The following is a 17,575-nucleotide window of genomic DNA, read 5'->3' on the forward strand; positions in this document are numbered from 1 at the left end:
TCAGCCTCCGTTGTCTCCGTGGATGTGACGCTCGCGGGCAGCCGATGCGAGCTTGCGCGAATTGGCGTCGTCGCGAAACAGGATCGGCTGCTCGCGCGGGGACGCCGTGGATTCGGACATCGCGGACGCCGCCGCCCGTTGCACGACCCTGACCACGGTCTCGTGAAACGGCGACTTGTCGCACACGGGGTCGGTATTGGCCGCATCGCCGGTCAGCATGTACGCCTGGCAGCGGCAACCTCCCAGATCGCGATCTTTCTCGTCGCAACTGCGACACGGCTCCTTGAGCCAGTGCAGCCCGCGAAAGCGGTTGAATGCGTCGCTGTCGTACCAGATCTCGCGCAACGGCGTGTCCTTTACGTTCGGCAGCGTCAACCCCGGGAGCCCGCGCGCCGCGTGACAGGGCAGTGCTGCGCCGTCGGGTGCGACGCCCAGAAACACCGCGCCCCAGCCGTTCATGCAGCGCTTCGGGCGCGTCTCGAAGTAGTCGGACACGACGAAAAAAATCTTGCAGCGCTCACCCAGCGTGCGCCGGTAGCGTTCGACGACCGCTTCGGCTTCTTCGAGCTGCTCGCGTGTAGGCAGCAGTTGCGCTTCGTTCAGATGCGCCCAGCCGTAGTACTGCGTGTTCGCGAGTTCGAGGTACTCGGCGCCCATCGCGAGCGCCATCTCGATGATCTTGTCGACGTGCGGCAGGTTGTAGCGATGCAGTACGCAGTTGAGCACCATCGGAAAGCCGTGCCGTTTGATCGACGCGGCGACGCGCTGCTTCAGGTCGAACGTGCGCGTGCTGCTCAGGAAGTCGTTCAGTTGCCGCGTCGAATCCTGGAATGACAACTGGATATGGTCGAGTCCGGCCGCCTTCAGATCGTCGAGACGTTTGTCGGTCAGGCCGACGCCCGACGTGATCAGATTCGTGTAGAAGCCGAGCTTGTGCGCTTCGTCGACCAGCACCTCGACATCATCGCGCACGAGCGGCTCACCCCCTGAGAAGCCGAGTTGCACCGCACCGAGCGCGCGCGCGTCGCGCAGCACGTCGATCCATTGCGCGGTGCTCAGTTCGCGATGGTGATCGATGTAGTCGAGCGGGTTGTAGCAGAACGCGCAGTGAAGCGGACAGCGGTAAGTCAGCTCCGCTAGCAGCCACAACGGCGGCGGCACGGCTGCGGGGTCGTCCGGATTCACACCGACGACAGGCCGCGCGGCGGGTTCGTGAACCGGATGCGCCAGATCGGTCATTGTGTTACTCCAGCCAGTGGCGCGCATGCGCGTCGGCGACGAAGGCGCGCACGTCTGCGCCGATTCCCGTGGTGTTGAAGGCCTGCTCCAGATCGGCGATCAGAGCGTCTATGTCGCGGGTGCCGTCACAGCGTTTGAGAATCTCTCCCGCGCTTTGATTCAGCTTCACCATACCCTCGGGATAGAGCAGCACATGCGCGTTCTGCGCAGGCTCCCATTGCAGACGGAAGGGCTTCGCAATCGTCAGCGGCAGTGCGGCGCCGGTGGCGTCACGGCCGCGGGCCGCGTCGTTTGTAGGAGCGTTTGTCGATTCGTTGGTCGGGTTCATTGCGGGAAGGCCTTTTCGATCGAATCCAGCATGGTCCACAGAATGTCGAGCTTGAACTGCAGGATCTCGAGCGCCCGCTCCTGCTGATCGCGCCGCGTGAAGTAGTCGAGCGTGACTTCGAGACCGTGCTGCACGTCGCGCTGCGCGAGCGAAATACGCGAGCGGAAATAGGCGAGGCCGCTGGCTTCGATCCACGGATAATGCTCGGGCCAGCTAGCGAGCCGGTCGCGATGAACCTGCGGCGCGAACATTTCCGTGAGCGACGAGCACACCGATTCCTGCCACGGCGCGCGGCGCGCGAAATTCACGTAGGCGTCGACGGCGAAGCGCACGCCTGGCGTGACGTGTTCTAGCGACCAGAGTTCGTCGCGCGACAGACCCACCGCGTCCCCAAGACGCGCCCATGTTTCGATGCCGCCTTCCGCGCCGTCGTAGCCGTCGTGATCGAGAATGCGCAGCACCCAGCGGCGCCGCGTTTCGCGATCGGGGCAGTTCGACAGAACCGCCGCGTCCTTCAGCGGAATATTGATCTGATAGTAGAAGCGGTTCGCGACCCAGCCGCGAATCTGTTCGCGCGAACAGCCGCCGCTGTTCATCTTCACGTTGAACGGGTGATGAATGTGATACGCGGTGCCTTTCGCGCGCAACTGTGCCTCGAATTCTTCGCGGCTCCACGGCGGCGCGTCCGCGCTGACGTGGTTCACCGGCCTCGTCCCAAACGTATCTTTCGCGTTCATACCGTCTCCGTTTTTTATCGCGCGACTGCGCGCGCGTTGCCAGCCGTGTGTCCTCAACCGCGTTTCATCGCCTGCGTTTCATCACCTGCGTTTCATCACATCTCGCAGCGGTCTCAAAGTTCGAACATCATTCCGTCATGGGCGACCTCGATCCCGTGTTCCGCGAGCACGCGCCGCTCGGGGCCATCGTCGACGAGGATCGGATTCGTGTTGTTGATGTGAATCAGCACCTTGCGCACCGCGTCCTGATTGCCGACGCGTGTGCGATCCAGCGAGTCAAGCGTTTCGATCATGCCGCCCGCGCCCGTCTGCGGCAGATGGCCCATGTCGGCCGCGGTCTTTTTCGACAGGCCGAGGCGAATCATTTCGTCGCCGGTCCACAGCGTGCCGTCGACCAGCAGCAGATCGGCCTCGCGCATCGCGTCGAGCACATGGGCTTCGATTGCACCGAGTCCTGGCGCGTAGAACGCGCGCTTGCCCGATTGCAGATTCGTCAGCATGAGCCCGATGTTGTCGCCGCGCTCGGGCGCATAGCGGTGCGGCGAGTAGGGCGGCGCCTTGCTCGACAGCGGCAACGCATCGATGCGCACGCCCGGCAACGCGTCGACGGCCAGCGGCGCGCCGTCTAGCGCGATGCGACGATGTTCGACACCGCAGTAATGCGACAGGATCGGCGCGACGGGGAAGCCCGTGCGCAGGTCCTGCCAGACGGCGTCGGTTGCGTAGAGCGGCAGCGGCGTGTCGCGCTCGCGCAGCATCAGCAGCCCGGTGACGTGGTCGATCTGGGCATCGATCACCAGTACGGCGGCGATGCCGCTGTCGCGAGCGCGACGCGCGGGTTGCAACTCGGGGTTCGCGGCAATCTGCGCGAGCAGATCGGGCGACGCGTTGACGAGTAGCCAGTCCTCGCCGTTCGCGCTCACGGCAATCGACGATTGCGTGCGACGCGTCGCTTTCAGCGTGCCGCGCCGCACACCGTCGCAATTGCGGCAGTTGCAGTTCCATTGCGGAAAACCGCCTCCCGCTGACGAACCGAGCACCTTGATCTTCATGCGGCGCGGCGCAGATTGCGCCCCTCGTGAGAAGTGGAAACGAACATCGCGGCGACGGCCTGCGCGACGCGTTCGTGCAGCGCGGGCTCGCTCGCCAGATGTCCCGCCTTCACCCATTCGATCTGCGCAGACGGCACGGCGCGCGCGAGCCGCCGCAGATTCGCAGGCGGACAGACGGGATCGCGCGAACCGTGCACGGCGGCGATCGGCACACCGGCCGCCGCGGCGTGGCGCGCGAGCCGCAACAGACGCGTTTCGCCGAGCCAGCAGCGATGGGCGAGGTAGTGGCTCTGAATCCGGTATTTGCCGGTCAGCGCGCGCGCGAATCGCGGCGACACTCGCGTGCGCGGCGAAACGGCACCGCCTGTCGCGGCGCTCGCCAGCACGTCGATCTCATAGCCGCGCCACGCGAGCGCGAGCGCGCGTTGCCGCGCCGCATTCGCGCCGTTGCGGAGAAGCGCCGCGCAACGGCCGGCGCTTAATTGGGATGACTGATCACAGGCCGCCGCTGCTCGTAGCTTTCGCCATGCGCGCGGCGCGCGTCGACGTGAAGTGACGAAGAGGCCGCGAATTTCGCGCGTCGACGTGAGAAAAAGGCCGCGCAGAACGATGCCCGCAATCGACTGCGGACATTGCCCGGCATACGCGAGCGCGAGCGACGCGCCCCACGAACCGCCGAGCAGGCTCCAGCGCTCGAAGCCGAGGCGCGCGCGAATCGCCTCGAGATCGGCGATCAGATAATCGGTGCGGTTATGGCGCACGCTGCCATGCGGCGTCGACTCGCCGGTGCCGCGCTGATCGATCAGCACGACGCGAAAGCGGTTCAGATCGAAGAGCCGCAGCGCGCTTTTCTGACTGCCGCTGCCGGGGCCGCCGTGCAGCACGGCGACCGGCACGCCGTCGGCCGCACCCGCGAGCGCGTACCACACGCGATGCCCGTCGCGCGTGCGCAGGGTCTGCGGTTCAAGCAGTGGCTCGGACAGCGGTTCGCGGCGACGCTTCGTCATGGCAGCATCCTCGCGAGCAGATTGTCCCGGTCGATCCATTGATGCTTGAGCGCACCCGCCACATGCAGCACGATCAACGCGATCAGCACATACGCCGCCACCTCGTGAATACCGAAAAAAAGTTCGCGCAAGTGCGGATCGTCCCAGCCCCATTTCGGCAGTGGGATGCCCCAGAAGCGCGTGCCGAAACGGTTGAACGACGAGCCGAGATAACCGGCGAGCGGCATCGCGATCATGGCGACGTATAAAAGACCCTGCGTAATGCGCGCGGCGGCGCGTTGCCACGCTCGCATCGGCGGAAGAGGTGGCCGGTTGAAGGCCGCGAGCGCCGCGATGCGCACAAGCACCAGCAGGAAAACCGTCAGTCCAAGCGATTTGTGCAGATTCAACAGTGTCGCTTTGACCGGCAAACCTTTCGGCAATCCGACCATGTAGAAGCCGAGCGCGAGCAGCGCGACGATGCCGGCCGCGATCAGCCAGTGCAGTGCGATCTGCACGCCGGAATAACGCTCGCGGCGCGCTCTGGCACCCATAGCCGGTGTCGCATTCGACGTATGCACTGTCGTCATGCCTGTCTCCTTCTTTGTCTTTCTGTGTTTTGTGATGCCTGCGCCGATCTTGCGTACGTCGCCGGTTCCGGCAGCTTCGGACGCGTCGACCGGTTCTACTGCACGGTGCCGGGTGCGCAAGCCGCGCGCATCGGACGCCGTCACCTCATGCCACGATCAGGATTTCTCCGCGGCCGTCCACCGCGAGATCGCCTGTCAAACGCAGCGGCAATGGTGCGGTACGCCAGTGTGAAAACGGTGCGATTTCATCGGCAAAACTGCGCACGAGCAATGACCAGAATATGTCGAATCCCTGGCCGCCGCCGCTGAACGTTGGCGGTAGATCGGCGGGGCGTTGCGCGAGCAGCAGCGTGCCGCGTCTCATTGCATAGGCATAATGCGGGCCTAGCCGACCGGCCACGCCGACGGTCCCGGCAACGAGCCGCGATACTGCAAATTCGCCCGCGTCGCCGCCGACCAGCACGAGGCCGCGCCGCATGCGGTCGGCGAGACGCGCACCCGCGTTGCCGCAGATCGTCAGCGTGCCGCCCGTCATCCCTTCCATGTCGCCGGGCAACGCGCCTGCGACGAAATCGCCGCTGTCGCCACGGATCGTCAGCCGTCCGCCGCGCATTTCGCAGCCGGTGAAGTGGCCGGCGTTGCCGTGAATCGTCAGCACGCCGGCCGTCATTCTGAAACCACAGTGGTCGCCCACGGGGCCGTTCACGTCGAGACGGCCACCGTCCATCCGCGCGCCGAGCCGGTCGAGCCACGGCCCCGCGCCGTCGATCACGAGCGCGGCGCCGTCGGGGCCGTCTGTCGCTGCACGGGTCACGTGAAACACGTCGCCGATCGCGCATTGCTCGTTGCCGCCCGGCAACACCAGACGCTCGATGTCGGCCACGCTCATGCCCGCGAGCGTCGAAGGCCGCAGTGCACCGGCGTCGACGCGAAAGCCGGGTGCTCCTGTTGCGCGCAATGTCGTCGTGCTCATGCCCGTCCCCTGTCGAGACCGGCCGCCAGTTCGTGCAGATGGAAGTGATAGGGTCCGAGCTTGCCGCCATAGTTGCCCGCCGAAATCCGCAGCACGCCGCGCGTGCCGCCGAGCGCCGTTGCGGCCTCGATGCCGGCGGTCATCGCGGCGCCCACGTCGGTGTCGGTCAGTCCGTCGATCACAATCTCCAGCACGCAGCCCACTTCCGCGGAGAGTTTGCTGCGTGCCGCGAGGCCGAGCAGGCTGGGACAGAACGCGTCGTTCGTCGACGCGCTTGCTCCTGCATAACGCGAGCCGACCTTCGAACCCGACCGCACGATGCCGCCTGGAAACGGCATGACCACGTTCGGCAGCCGGCGCATCGCGGCGACGGCAGCTTCGGCGGCGGCGAGCGCGGCATCGGTGTCGCGCGCGAGAAACAACAGGTTGCCGCCGCCGACTGCCTTGACGGTCGCCGCCGTGTCCTCGCAGACGAACTCGCCGTCCATTACCGGCACGCGCCAGTAACGCGTCGGGCCGATCATCTTCGAGATCTGCCAGCCGTCGCCGAAAAAACGCAGCCCGCTGCCGAGCGGCGCGCGGTCGGACAGCGGCGCGCGGCTCGTTGCCGGATCGATGCCGCCGAACACGGCGGTCGTCGGGCACGTCAGCACACATTGCCCGACGCGCCGTCCGATCTGCTTCGCCAGTTCCTTCGACGACACCGCGAATAGCAGCACGGCGACCCCCGGCCGGCCATCGGGCGTTTCGTCGTCGCCCAGCAGTCGCTCGACGCCGGCCTCGCAGCCGCAGCCGATCACCGACGTGGCGAAGCCCGTCAGCGAGTTTGCCGCGTTCATCGCCCAGCTTTGCGTGTGCGCGGTGATTAAGAGCCGCGTCGCCTTCATCGGAAAAGCCTCGGCGAAGGTGGCGTCGATCGCGGTGCCGTTGATTTCGAGCGTGGGCGGAGCGTTCATCGGGGGCGGCGATCAGGCGAGACACGCGACCGGCAACAGACGGCCGCCGCGACAGCAATCGCAGACTTCGTCGTCGCTGATCGCCGCGTGGTCGAAGCGCGTGGCGAGTTTCGTCTCGCTGTACGCGCGCAGCGTCTTTTCGATGCTGCGGTCGAATTCGGGCGCGACGAAATGAATGCCGCCCGTCGGCGCGGCGACCAGCGTGCCATCGCGCGCGACCAGTTCGCCGTCCTTGAACACATAAGCGGGCGACGTGAACATCCGCTCGCGATCGGCGTCGTCGCGGTAGACGGCGATGTCCGCCGCCGCGCCCGCGCCGAGGTGTCCGCGATCGCGCAGCCCGAGCAGCCGCGCCGGCCCCGCGCGCGTGATGATCGCGATGTCGTATAGCGAGAACTCGCGCTTGAGGTCCGGCAGCGCGCTCGCCACCGGCGCGTCCGGATGGAGCTTCGCGAGTTGCTCATCGCGAAACGTCTTGTCCATCAGCAGGCGGATCAGATGCGGGTAGCTCGTGAACGGTCCGCCGTTCGGATGATCGGTGGTCATCGCGACGCGCCACGGGTCGTCGACGAGCAGGAAAATCTCCAGCCCGATGATCCATTGCAGCGCGTTCACATAGCTCTGTTCGCGATAGCGGAACGGCACCACGCCGCAGCCCGCATCGCATTCGATGTCGCCCAGCACCCATTTGTGCGGCCGCGCGAGCGGTGTGTTGCGGAACTGCATCATCGTGTCACCCGATGCGGTGACGGTCTGTCCGAAAATGATCTGGCCGACATCGATCGACACGTTCGGCCGCGCGTTCACCGCTTCGGCAATACGCTGCGCGCCCGACGAAAACTTGTGCGGACCTTCGACGCCGTAGCTGTGAAACTGGATATGCGTGAGATGGATCGGCAGGCCGTCGGCGGCATCCATCGTCGCAATCGTCGAATCGATATTGCCGGGCACGCCGAGATTGCTCGCATGCACATGCAGCGGATGCGGCACACGCAATTCGGTGAGCGCACGCGTGAGCGTATGCAGCACGTCGCGCGGCGTGACGCCGTAGTGCGCATGGGCTTCGTCGACATCGAGCGAGCGCTGGTTGAACTTGAATGCCGAAATGCCGCCCGGATTCACCACTTTGACGCCGAGCGCCTTGCTCGCATGAATCGTCCAGCCGATGTAGTCGCGCAGCCGCGCGAAATCGTCGCGCGCGGCGAGCATCTGCAGGAACAGTTCGTCGTTGCCTAGCATGACGTAGGCACCGTGATCGATGATCGGCGTGTCGCCCATTTCCAGATGCGTGTGGCGTGCGTTGGACGGCATCATCGCCGGTTCGAACGCGGCCGTGTAGCCCATTTCGGCGTAGCGGTAGCCGGTCGCGAGCGTGCCCGGCGTGCAGACGCCGCACGACGGCAGGCGCAAGTAACGGCCTGCGGCGTCCTGCGCGGATTCAGAGGCGGACTCACGCGCGGTATCGTCGCGATGATCCTCGGGCAGCAGCAGCCGCGACAGGTTGGTCTTGCCGCCGCCGATGTGCGAATGCATATCGATGCCGCCCGCCATCACAATCATGCCGGTGGCGTCGTATTCGCGATCGGCGGGCGCATGGGCAGGCAACTCGACGATACGTCCATCGCGAAACGCGATGTCGCGACGCTCGCCGTTCACGTTGTTGGCCGGGTCGTAGACAGTGCCCCCTTTTAGCCGGACGACGCTCATGGGCATTCCTGCGCAGCGCAAACGGCAGCGATTTGCTGGTTGACGAGCGTGGTCAGCCGTGCGGCGATCGACGCGACGGTTTGCAATGTCTCGTGCAGTCCTTCGCCGCGCGCGGCAACCAGCCGCATCACCACCGTACCGTCGACGCGAAACAGATGACCGCCGCTGTCGATGCCCGGCGTCGCCACCGGCACAAACACGGTATTTGCGCCGCGCGTTCGCGCGGCGTCGGCGAGAGCCGGATGGCCGAGCACGATCAGCGCGAGTCCGGGGTCGAGGGCCGCCGGCCACGGTTGCGGCGCGAAACTGGCGATCCATAGCAACGCGTCGGTTTCGCGGGCGGCCAGCAGCTTGTGCGTGCGATAGCGATACGGATCGTGATCGAGCGGCGCGCTGCCGGCGAGTCTCGTGGGCTTCGACACGCGCGTGCGCAGCGGCATGCCGGAGAGCCAGGTCAGCGCCTGATTGACTGTCGACGCACCATCGTCGCCGCCGAGTGCGAGACAGGCTGCGCGTGTCGTGCGATTGATCGTCTTGACAATCCGGTTCAGCGCTTCGATCAGCAGCGCCTCGTGCGGGCCGGGCAACGCGGCGGGTTCGTAGACGAGCACTGTGTAGCGCGCGGCGGCAATGCGCGCGTGCAGCGTCTCAAGCGTCGCGGCCATCTGTCCGGCGACGGTGTCGCCATCGCGATGCAGCGCATCGGCGGTGCGGCCTTCGGCGACGGCGGACCACATCGCGAGCACGTCGAATGGATCGGCTTGCGGCAGCAGCGACCCCGTGCGGCACTGGGCAAAACCCGCGCTTGCCGGATCGACGCCACTGCCGACGAAGATCAGTTCGCGCTCGAATTCCGTGCCCGCCAATATCCGCGTGAAAAAGCGCGGATAGCGCTGCGACGGCTCGCATCCGAAGAACACCAGCAGGTCCGCGCGCGAGCGTATTTCGGAGAGCGTGGTGAAGAACGCACCGCGATCCTGCAGCGCGAGCGTCGCCGCGCCCAGCGCGTCGCCATGCAGATGATCGAGCATCGCGCCGCACGCTGCCGCAAGCGGATATAGCGCACGAGTGCCGGCGACATCGGTGGCGAGTCCGCCAAAAAGCGGACGGCGTGCGTTCGCGAGCAGTGTCGCGGCGTGTGTCAACGCGGTGTCGAACGCGCTTGCCTGGCCGTCGACGAAGGCTTCGCTCTTTGCGTCATGCGCGCCGTACTGCGCGAGTCCAGCCGACAGACGAGGGCATTCGGTATCGGGAGCGTCGAGCATGCCGTCGTCGCGCGATTCGACGACGACGTCATCGCACAGCAGAGGGCAGAACGGACAGATCCAGTCGCGCTTATCTACCGGCGCGCGTGCGCTCGATGCGCTCGATGCGCTGGTGCGGGACGTGGACGGATCGTTGGACAAAAGGGGCATGGCGCATTTTTAGCAAGCTCCATGCCGATTTAAATCCCGCGCCCACGCGGCATCGCCTGAACGGTCGTGCTGCTTTGTTTTCAGCGGAATCGGGATTGCTGCGTGACGATTCCTGCGCGCTGCAAGGACCCGGCCGGTGTTGAAACGTCGGACAGGTTGTGTTCGCGACTGGAGCAGAGTGTCACGCGCGGGCATCGGCGGATGTGGCCCGCCTGTCTTTCATTTGCCTATACGGCACGCGCGCCGAATGGCATGGAAATTGTATGGCAGTGCTAGCGCGACGCGGTGGGCGTGATGTCCATCTGCACATCGTGCAACGCGGACGCGACGAGCCACGCGCTCGCGCCGGTGTTGGCCGCAGTATCGAGATCCGCACGATGACGGATACCGCCCGCGCCGATCACCGTGGTGTGCGCAGGTGCGCTGTCGCGGACGCGCCCGACGCTGGCGAGATCGGGACCTGCGTAGCTGCCGACCTGATCGAGCGTCATCACGATGACGCGCGAGGGCCACCACGCCGAACCGTTGTCGAGCGATGTGGCGGCCAGCAGCGCGCCGCCGCGATGATCGAGCGACAGGATCGGCGCGAGCCCGGCGGCTTGTGCAATCTGAAGGGCGTGAATATCACGGAGCGATTCGGAGCCGAAGACCGGCACGAGTCGCGCAAGCGAGGGACGAGCGGGATGGGCGTCGCCAGGGATGAGAGTGTCGATGTGGTCGAACAGCGCGCGCATCGACGCGTAATCCGTGTAGCCGGCGTCGAGCCAGATGTCGACGCCCGGCAGCGCGGTACGCAACGCGGCGAGCGCGTGCACATGTGCGCCGCGCTGCAGGATTGCGCCGAGGTCGGCGATGTAGAGCGTGCGCGCGCCGCTGGCGGCGAGCAGCGCGCGAGCGATGACAAGCGGTTCGCTGCCCGCGGCGAGACGCGACTGGATGGGCCGATAGGCCGTTCGCTCGCCGCGCACCGCGCGCACCACGTGGCCGTCGAGCAGATCGAGAACCGGTATCACCTGCATGGGGGCGCGTTCCTTTGACCAAGATCTTTGTCTACGAGTATCTCACCGGCGGCGGCATCGATCCTGCGCTCGCGGGCGAAGGCAAGCTTGCCGACCTGAGCGCGCTGATCGTCGAAGGCCGCGTGATGCGCGATGCGCTGCTGGCCGATCTGCGCAAACTGGACGGCGTAGAGGTGACGTTCGCGACATCGCGCTTCGAAACGCCCGAGCTTGGGCAGCGTCATTGTAGGGCCACGCCCGGCGAATCGATGACGGCCTTCGTCGCGCGCGAGGCGCGCGCCCACGATTACGCGTGGATCATCGCGCCGGAATGCGACGGGCTATTGCTGCGGCTGTACGACGCGGTTGGCGCGGCGCGCTGGCTCGGTTGCGCCAAGGAAGCGATCCGCGTCGCGTCGAGCAAGAGCGCGACGGCCGCGTGTCTTGCCGCGAGCGGCATTGCGACGACGCCCGCGCTGGAACCTGGCGGGGCAGATCAGGCCGACGAAACCGCTGGCCGCCGCTGGGTCGTCAAGCCCGACGACGGCGCGGGCGGCCTCGACACCTTCGTGTTCGATCATCTCGCCGATGCATGTGCCGAATACGAAACGCGCGCGGCCGCAGCGCGCAATCCGGTGCTGCAGGCATGGGTCGACGGCGAGCCGCTGAGCCTGTCGCTGCTGTGCCGCGAACGGCATGCCGAAGTGATCAGCATCAATCGTCAGCAGATCGGCTTGAGTCGCGCAGATGAAACGTCGCAAGAGCCGCACATCGTCGAATTCGACGGCGTGCTGGTCGATCAGATCGACCGCTTTAGCGACCAGGGGCGCACGCTCAGTGCGCTCGCGCTGCGTATTGCGCTGGCGTTGCCTGGGTTGCGCGGTTTTGTCGGTATCGACGTGGTGTGGCATCCGCAGCGTGGCCCGGTGGTGATCGAGGTGAATCCACGCGTGACGGTCGCGTACGCCGCCCTCGCGGCCGCACGCGGCGGCCAGCTTGCGCGCGCGCTACTGACGGCGCATGGCGTGCAGATCACTCCGCCTGCGAGGATGACGCTCGTGAAACCGCCTCAGTCGACGCTCGGAGCGCAGTCTTGAGCGCGCCGCATGCAACTGGCGCGCGCGTGTTCGGCTGGGACGTCGGCGGCGCGCATGTGAAGGTGTCGATGGTTGATCAGGGCGGCACCGTGCTCGATGTCGCGCAATGGGCATGTCCGCTGTGGCAGGGGCTCGATCATCTCGAGCGCACCATCGGGCGCGTCATCGAACGCTGGCCGCAGGCGCGCGATACGCACGCGCGTCACGCAGTGACGATGACCGGCGAAATGGTCGATCTGTTCGCCGATCGCGCCGCAGGCGTGCGCGCGATCGTGGCGACGCTGGCTGGCTGTCTCGATGCGCAGTCCGACGCGTGGCTCGACGCCCGTCTTGCGTTTTACGCGGGCGACGCCGGCTGGCTGGCAGCCGAGTCCTGCGCTGCCGACTGGCGCTCGGTCGCCTCCGCGAACTGGCTCGCCACCGCGCGCTGGGTCGCCACGCGCGTGCCGAATGCGGTGCTCGTCGATATCGGCAGCACGACGACCGACCTCGTTCCGATCGTCGACCACCGCGTGGTCGCGCGAGCCGCGACCGACGCAGGCCGTCTCGCGAACGGCGAACTCGTCTATCAAGGCGTCGTGCGCACGCCGTTGTGCGGCATTGCACATCGGATCGAGTTCGCCGGTGTCACGGTCAACGTGATGAACGAATGGTTCGCGACCAGCGCGGATGTTTACCGCCTGACCGGCGAACTCGATCCTCTCTTCGACGCGCATCCAAGTGCCGATCAGGGGCCGAAAACCGAAGCGGCCAGTTGCGCGCGGCTCGCGCGGATGATCGGCCGCGACGCGCACGAAGCGAGCGCGACCGAATGGCGCTGCTTTGCGCAGCGCTGGCGCGCGCTGCAATTGCGGGAGATCGGCATGAATCTCGCGCGGGTCGTCGCGGGCCGCCCGGAACTGGCCGCCGCACCGCTCATCGGCGCCGGCTGTGGGCGCTTTCTGGCCGCCGCGCTCGCGCGTGACGAGGCACGCGGCTATCTCGACTTCGGCGCGCTGGCGGACGCGTCCGGCGAGTGTTCCGGGTGGGCTGCGACCTGCGCGCCGAGCGTGGCGGTGGGGTTGCTTGCGTTGGGCGCGCAGCGCATCGCGTCGAGCGGGGCATGAGGTGACACATGAGGTGACACATGAGGTGACGCGGCGATTGAAAACGGCGGTGCGCCGGGTCGTTTATCGACAGGCGCGCGCCACGCGTTATCACCGGGCGCAGCCGCAACGACCGGGCGACGCGCCGACGCGTGCGGTAATGGAACACACTGGCACACGGCATACAACTCGAAGCGAGGATAACCGTCATGTGGGTGGTCAAGATCGGAGGCAGTCTCAGTCACGAGTCGACGCTGCGCCACTGGCTCACCGAACTGGGTGAAGTTGGAGGAGGGCGGGTGGTCATCGTGCCGGGCGGCGGCGATTTCGCGGACAAGGTGCGGCAATATCAAAGCGAATGGCGTTTCGACGACCTCGCCGCGCACAACATGTGTCTGCTGGCAATGACCCAATACGCGCTGCTGATGCAGGGCGTCGTGCCGGAGCTCGTGCTCGCGTCGAGCGAGGCGAAGATACGCCGCACGTTGCGGGACGGCCATGTAGCGGTGTGGGTACCGACTGCGCTGATGCGCGATACGCCCGACGCAATGAGTAACTGGGACACGACCTCCGACAGCCTCGCTGCGTGGCTCTCGACGATGCTCAACGCGGAGCGTCTGATCGTCGTGAAATCCTGTCCGATCGCCGCCGACGATCGGCTCGAAACACTGGCCGCTGCGGGGGTGGTCGACTGTCGTTTTGTCGATTACGTGAAAGACGCCAACTACGTGGTCGAACTGCTGGACAAGAACAGTGTCGCGTTGATGCGCGACCGGCTGCTCAACAGTCCGGTCACGTGATGCGTTAACACAGCCCGGATTGGATTGACGCGGCGTCGTATTTTGCCGCGTGTTTGCCGCGTGTGTGCCTAATGACGGCGCAATGCGTCCGCGCCGTCCTGCAACGGGATGGCGCTGCCACCGGTCCTCGATCCTACGCTGGGCTCATGCAACGCGCTTGCCCATTGCGCGACGCGCTGCGGATCGAGTCGCGAGCGGCGCCCGTCGGCGCACAACGCGGTGCGAAATCCGGCGATATCGGGCGCGAGCGTGCGAATCTGTTCCAGTTGTGCCCAGCCAAGCGCACCGGCGATGCCGACCATCGCGCCGCGCGCACGGGTCAGCCGCAGCCAGCGGGCCAGCGTGTCGACGTCGGCGTGATCGAACAGCGTGCTGCCGTCCTTGCCGGCCGTATCGAACATCACGCCGATGAAGCCAAGCGCAGCGGTATGCGTGACGAGTTCGTCGTCCATGCCACCGTCGCAGAGCAGCACCGGCACGACGGCGGCAGGCAGGTTCGCCAGCTGCTCGATGCAACGCCGCGCCGACGGACCGCGCGCCACGCCGACCTTCACGTAGTCGACACCCGCGTCGCTGACTTCGATCACACGCGACGCGATCTCGTCGAATGCATCGGCGGGCAGGTCGCCAATCGTTGCGCTGATCGGCTTGACCGGATAGCGCGCGCGCAACTGCCGCGCGATGTGCGCGATGTCACCGATCGCGAGGCCGCCGAGCGCGCCCTCGTTCGGCTCTTTCAGGTCGATCAGTTCGGCGCCCGCGCGAGCGGCGTCGAATGCCTCGTCGTCCGAGCGGACGCTCGCAAGCAATGCGGTCATCGGGGATCTCCGAAAAGGCTAGTGATGGACAGCGGCTGTCGCGGCATGACCATCGGATGAGGACTGCTCCGCGCGATGCCGCGCGACTGCGGCAACGAGCCAGTTCCATGCAACGCGTTCGTGCTCGCCGGCGGTTTTGTCGATTGCGATCTGCAGATAGGCCATCTCGCGATCGACCTTGTCGGCCGGCAGCATGAAGAGCCGGCTGACGAGAATCGCGCCTTCGACCACGGCAGCCTGCGCGCGGTTGAAACCGCCGAACGGAGCGTGATTTTCGCGATGGACGCATTTCATGCGCAGCACCGGACGTTCGGCGTCGTCCTGGAATTGATCGAGTTCGAGTTCGGCGTGCGCGAGCGATTGCGCGAGACGCACGCTTGTCACGTGGCTCGCGGCGACCGTGGGCCAGTCGGTCGCGCAGTGCGTCACGCAACCCGCGAACACGCGCACGTCGGTGGTGAAATTCAGGACCGCCGCACGCGACGCGACGATATTGTCGAGCGTCGTGGACGGACGGAACGGTGCGAGGATGATGAGATCATCCTCGAAACGCGCCCCCATGGGGGCGATATGAGGACGGCCATCGCACGCTGCCGTGGTGACGATCGTTTCGTGGATCATGGATGGGAACGTGTGTCCTGACAGCGCCGACAGGCCGGCCGATTAACGTACTGAAAAGATCAACCAACCGCGAAATGGGCCGCAACGCGCGGCCCTTCTAGCGGGCTTAACGCGTAGCGACATACATCACGATTTCAAAACCGAGACGCACATCGACATAGCTCGGAGTGGTCCATTGCATACGTGCTTCCTCCATGAGTTGAAACAGCGTTGCGCCGCAAGCCGAACGACAGGCCCGGCCTTGACGGCAACCGGCATGACGCAAGCTCCATGCCTGTCGGTTGCAACGCACGGGTGAGCCAGCGCAACTGCAGCCGATCAATACAGCATCCGCCGAATTGCGCCAGCGCGACACCTGCGCGAGCCATTCAACATGGCATGCCGCGCGGTGTGGCGAAAACGAAGCAAAGTGTTCCATCGCGCTGCGGAACGCCCGCAACGTTGTCACGCCAGGTTCGTATCGCCTCGTCGGATATTCTGCGCCGGTTTTCCGTGCGCTGCTGAAAATCCGCTTCGCGATATGCAATCGATAATGGATCGGTTAAGTCTGCCAAATAAAATCGTGAATTTTCAATAGCGACGAGCGTGCCTACAGTGCAACTCAAGCGCTTCGTTCTTCCGGCCACGCGCTTGCCACATTCGAGGACACGTCATGAACGATTTCAGTCAACCGGTAATCGAGCCCGACCGCAGTGTGCCCACGCCGCGCACGCCGCGCGAACGGTACGCGGCAGGTGTCATGAAATATCGCGAGATGGGTTACTGGCAACCGGATTACGAACCGAAGGAGACCGACATCATCGCGCTGTTTCGCATCACGCCGCAGCCTGGCGTCGATCCCGAGGAAGCGGCGGCGGCCGTGGCGGGCGAATCGTCGACGGCGACGTGGACGGTCGTATGGACCGACCGTCTGACTGCCTGCGACATGTATCGAGCGAAAGCGTATCGCGTCGACCCGGTGCCGGCTTCGCGTTCCGACGAGCCGCAGTTCTTCGCTTACATTGCCTACGACCTCGATCTGTTCGAGGAAGGCTCGGTCGCGAACCTGACCGCGTCGATCATTGGCAACGTGTTCGGTTTCAAGCCGTTGAAGGCGCTGCGTCTCGAAGACATGCGCATACCGGTGGCTTACCTGAAGACCTTTCAGGGACCGCCGACCGGCATCGTTGTGGAGCGCGAGCGGCTCGACAAGTATGGGCGGCCGCTGCTCGGCGCGACGGTCAAGCCGAAGCTGGGCCTGTCGGGCAAGAACTACGGGCGGGTGGTCTACGAAGGTTTGCGCGGCGGACTCGATTTCCTGAAGGACGACGAGAACATCAATTCGCAGCCGTTCATGCACTGGCGCGACCGCTATCTGTTCGCGATGGATGCGGTGAACCGCGCGCAGGCCGAAACCGGCGAGCTCAAGGGGCACTATCTGAACGTCACGGCCGGCACGATGGAAGACATGTACGAGCGCGCCGAATTCGCGAAAGAACTCGGCTCGTGCATCGTGATGATCGATCTCGTGATCGGCTGGACCGCGATCCAGTCGATGTCGCGCTGGGCGCGCAGGAACGACATGATCCTGCACCTGCATCGCGCCGGACACGGCACCTATACGCGGCAACGCAATCACGGCATCTCGTTTCGCGTGATCGCGAAGTGGCTGCGCATGGCCGGCGTCGATCACGCGCATGCGGGCACGGCGGTCGGCAAGCTCGAAGGCGATCCGATGACGGTGCAGGGTTATTACAACGTGTGCCGCGAAGCGCACAACGCGGTGGACCTGTCGCGCGGACTGTTCTTCGACCAGCCGTGGGCCAGCCTGCGCAAGGTGATGCCGGTCGCTTCGGGCGGCATCCACGCGGGACAGATGCATCAGTTGCTCGATCTGTTCGGCGACGACGCGATCCTGCAGTTCGGCGGCGGCACGATCGGCCATCCTGCCGGCATTCAGGCGGGCGCGGTCGCCAACCGCGTCGCGCTCGAAGCGATGGTGAAGGCGCGCAACGAAGGCCGCGACATTCTGCACGAAGGCCCGGACGTGCTCGAAGCCGCGTCGCGCTGGTGCACGCCGCTCAAGCAGGCGCTCGATACGTGGCGCGACGTGACCTTCAACTATGCATCGACCGATACGCCGGATTTCGCCGCCACGCCGACGGCGGCCTGAGCGACCTGTTACGGATCGCAG

At 65.8% G+C, this 17,575-nt stretch carries 18 protein-coding genes; 4 read left to right on the forward strand and 14 right to left on the reverse strand.

The genetic code is table 11. The features are described 5' to 3' along the window. The 11 genes from pqqE to BLS41_RS29810 all read right to left on the reverse strand — a co-directional run bounded on the left by pqqE (position 1) and on the right by BLS41_RS29810 (position 11,002). Positions 1-1,239 carry a pyrroloquinoline quinone biosynthesis protein PqqE gene (pqqE, locus tag BLS41_RS29760; RefSeq protein ID WP_074771309.1) on the reverse strand — a complete coding sequence of 413 codons (1,239 nt, stop codon included), beginning with the start codon at positions 1,237-1,239 and terminating at the stop codon, positions 1-3. A 4-nt stretch (positions 1,240-1,243) separates the two neighbouring features. Further along, on the reverse strand, positions 1,244-1,567 hold the full coding sequence (pqqD, locus tag BLS41_RS29765; RefSeq protein WP_074771310.1) for a pyrroloquinoline quinone biosynthesis peptide chaperone PqqD: 324 nt from the start codon (positions 1,565-1,567) through the stop codon (positions 1,244-1,246). Continuing rightward, positions 1,564-2,304 (reverse strand): pyrroloquinoline-quinone synthase PqqC, encoded by a 741-nt coding sequence (gene pqqC, locus BLS41_RS29770; RefSeq protein WP_074771311.1) that lies wholly within the window; start codon positions 2,302-2,304, stop codon positions 1,564-1,566. Before pqqC ends, pqqD begins: the two co-directional genes overlap by 4 nt. A 113-nt stretch (positions 2,305-2,417) precedes the next feature. Further along, the gene (gene pqqB / locus BLS41_RS29775; RefSeq protein ID WP_074771312.1) at positions 2,418-3,356 is read right to left on the reverse strand and encodes a pyrroloquinoline quinone biosynthesis protein PqqB; all 939 of its coding nucleotides are present in this window, start codon (positions 3,354-3,356) and stop codon (positions 2,418-2,420) included. Continuing rightward, on the reverse strand, positions 3,353-4,363 hold the full coding sequence (locus BLS41_RS29780) for an alpha/beta fold hydrolase (protein WP_074771313.1): 1,011 nt from the start codon (positions 4,361-4,363) through the stop codon (positions 3,353-3,355). Before BLS41_RS29780 ends, pqqB begins: the two co-directional genes overlap by 4 nt. Further along, positions 4,360-4,932: a cytochrome b gene (locus BLS41_RS29785; protein ID WP_074773074.1), complete on the reverse strand. Its 573-nt coding sequence runs from the start codon at positions 4,930-4,932 to the stop codon at positions 4,360-4,362. Before BLS41_RS29785 ends, BLS41_RS29780 begins: the two co-directional genes overlap by 4 nt. Before the next feature lie 145 nt (positions 4,933-5,077). Further along, positions 5,078-5,905, reverse strand: a complete 828-nt coding sequence (locus BLS41_RS29790) for a formylmethanofuran dehydrogenase subunit C (RefSeq protein WP_074771314.1) — start codon at positions 5,903-5,905, stop codon at positions 5,078-5,080. Further along, a complete protein-coding gene (gene fhcD / locus BLS41_RS29795; RefSeq protein WP_074771315.1) occupies positions 5,902-6,861 on the reverse strand; it encodes a formylmethanofuran--tetrahydromethanopterin N-formyltransferase in 960 nt (319 codons plus the stop codon). The genes BLS41_RS29790 and fhcD overlap by 4 nt, the downstream gene beginning before the upstream one ends. 12 nt (positions 6,862-6,873) lie before the next feature. Next, complete coding sequence (locus BLS41_RS29800; protein WP_074771316.1) at positions 6,874-8,568, reverse strand: formylmethanofuran dehydrogenase subunit A; 1,695 nt, start codon at positions 8,566-8,568, stop codon at positions 6,874-6,876. After that, the gene (locus BLS41_RS29805; protein WP_074771317.1) at positions 8,565-9,983 is read right to left on the reverse strand and encodes a molybdopterin-binding domain-containing protein; all 1,419 of its coding nucleotides are present in this window, start codon (positions 9,981-9,983) and stop codon (positions 8,565-8,567) included. Before BLS41_RS29805 ends, BLS41_RS29800 begins: the two co-directional genes overlap by 4 nt. 272 nt (positions 9,984-10,255) lie before the next feature. Continuing rightward, positions 10,256-11,002, reverse strand: coding sequence for a HisA/HisF-related TIM barrel protein (locus BLS41_RS29810; protein WP_074771318.1), 747 nt, complete (start codon positions 11,000-11,002; stop codon positions 10,256-10,258). Positions 11,003-11,016: 14 nt separating this feature from the next. On the opposite strand from BLS41_RS29810, the gene BLS41_RS29815 reads away from it, so the two are divergent. The 3 genes from BLS41_RS29815 to BLS41_RS29825 all read left to right on the forward strand — a co-directional run bounded on the left by BLS41_RS29815 (position 11,017) and on the right by BLS41_RS29825 (position 13,963). After that, on the forward strand, positions 11,017-12,078 hold the full coding sequence (locus tag BLS41_RS29815) for an ATP-grasp domain-containing protein (RefSeq protein WP_074771319.1): 1,062 nt from the start codon (positions 11,017-11,019) through the stop codon (positions 12,076-12,078). Further along, positions 12,075-13,184 (forward strand): hydantoinase/oxoprolinase family protein, encoded by a 1,110-nt coding sequence (locus BLS41_RS29820; RefSeq protein WP_074771320.1) that lies wholly within the window; start codon positions 12,075-12,077, stop codon positions 13,182-13,184. Before BLS41_RS29815 ends, BLS41_RS29820 begins: the two co-directional genes overlap by 4 nt. A gap of 188 nt (positions 13,185-13,372) precedes the next feature. Further along, positions 13,373-13,963: an amino acid kinase family protein gene (locus BLS41_RS29825; RefSeq protein WP_074771321.1), complete on the forward strand. Its 591-nt coding sequence runs from the start codon at positions 13,373-13,375 to the stop codon at positions 13,961-13,963. A gap of 68 nt (positions 13,964-14,031) precedes the next feature. Here BLS41_RS29825 and BLS41_RS29830 read toward each other — a convergent pair whose 3' ends face one another. The 3 genes from BLS41_RS29830 to pqqA form a co-directional block, all read right to left on the reverse strand. Further along, positions 14,032-14,781, reverse strand: a complete 750-nt coding sequence (locus BLS41_RS29830; RefSeq protein WP_074771322.1) for a (5-formylfuran-3-yl)methyl phosphate synthase — start codon at positions 14,779-14,781, stop codon at positions 14,032-14,034. A gap of 18 nt (positions 14,782-14,799) precedes the next feature. After that, positions 14,800-15,402 (reverse strand): DUF447 domain-containing protein, encoded by a 603-nt coding sequence (locus tag BLS41_RS29835; protein ID WP_074771323.1) that lies wholly within the window; start codon positions 15,400-15,402, stop codon positions 14,800-14,802. A 106-nt stretch (positions 15,403-15,508) separates the two neighbouring features. Continuing rightward, entirely contained in the window at positions 15,509-15,820 is a 312-nt protein-coding gene (gene pqqA / locus BLS41_RS40170; protein ID WP_366487155.1) for a pyrroloquinoline quinone precursor peptide PqqA, read from the reverse strand. Positions 15,821-16,054: 234 nt separating this feature from the next. On the opposite strand from pqqA, the gene BLS41_RS29845 reads away from it, so the two are divergent. Further along, positions 16,055-17,554: a form I ribulose bisphosphate carboxylase large subunit gene (locus BLS41_RS29845; RefSeq protein WP_074771325.1), complete on the forward strand. Its 1,500-nt coding sequence runs from the start codon at positions 16,055-16,057 to the stop codon at positions 17,552-17,554. The last annotated feature ends 21 nt before the right edge of the window (positions 17,555-17,575 follow it).

The sequence above is a fragment of the Paraburkholderia fungorum genome (genome assembly GCF_900099835.1).
Lineage (GTDB): Bacteria > Pseudomonadota > Gammaproteobacteria > Burkholderiales > Burkholderiaceae > Paraburkholderia > Paraburkholderia fungorum_A.

Coding starts and splice junctions, on each gene's coding strand:
- pqqC (WP_074771311.1), bottom strand. CDS start 2,304: ATGAACGCGAAAGATACGTTTGGGACGAGGCCGGTGAACCACGTCAGC.
- fhcD (WP_074771315.1), bottom strand. CDS start 6,861: ATGAACGCTCCGCCCACGCTCGAAATCAACGGCACCGCGATCGACGCC.
- BLS41_RS29800 (WP_074771316.1), bottom strand. CDS start 8,568: ATGAGCGTCGTCCGGCTAAAAGGGGGCACTGTCTACGACCCGGCCAAC.
- pqqD (WP_074771310.1), bottom strand. CDS start 1,567: ATGAACCCGACCAACGAATCGACAAACGCTCCTACAAACGACGCGGCC.
- BLS41_RS29845 (WP_074771325.1), top strand. CDS start 16,055: ATGAACGATTTCAGTCAACCGGTAATCGAGCCCGACCGCAGTGTGCCC.
- BLS41_RS29785 (WP_074773074.1), bottom strand. CDS start 4,932: ATGACGACAGTGCATACGTCGAATGCGACACCGGCTATGGGTGCCAGA.
- BLS41_RS29805 (WP_074771317.1), bottom strand. CDS start 9,983: ATGCCCCTTTTGTCCAACGATCCGTCCACGTCCCGCACCAGCGCATCG.
- BLS41_RS29780 (WP_074771313.1), bottom strand. CDS start 4,363: ATGACGAAGCGTCGCCGCGAACCGCTGTCCGAGCCACTGCTTGAACCG.
- BLS41_RS29825 (WP_074771321.1), top strand. CDS start 13,373: ATGTGGGTGGTCAAGATCGGAGGCAGTCTCAGTCACGAGTCGACGCTG.
- pqqA (WP_366487155.1), bottom strand. CDS start 15,820: ATGGAACACTTTGCTTCGTTTTCGCCACACCGCGCGGCATGCCATGTT.
- BLS41_RS29790 (WP_074771314.1), bottom strand. CDS start 5,905: ATGAGCACGACGACATTGCGCGCAACAGGAGCACCCGGCTTTCGCGTC.
- BLS41_RS29835 (WP_074771323.1), bottom strand. CDS start 15,402: ATGATCCACGAAACGATCGTCACCACGGCAGCGTGCGATGGCCGTCCT.
- BLS41_RS29810 (WP_074771318.1), bottom strand. CDS start 11,002: ATGCAGGTGATACCGGTTCTCGATCTGCTCGACGGCCACGTGGTGCGC.
- BLS41_RS29830 (WP_074771322.1), bottom strand. CDS start 14,781: ATGACCGCATTGCTTGCGAGCGTCCGCTCGGACGACGAGGCATTCGAC.
- pqqE (WP_074771309.1), bottom strand. CDS start 1,239: ATGACCGATCTGGCGCATCCGGTTCACGAACCCGCCGCGCGGCCTGTC.
- pqqB (WP_074771312.1), bottom strand. CDS start 3,356: ATGAAGATCAAGGTGCTCGGTTCGTCAGCGGGAGGCGGTTTTCCGCAA.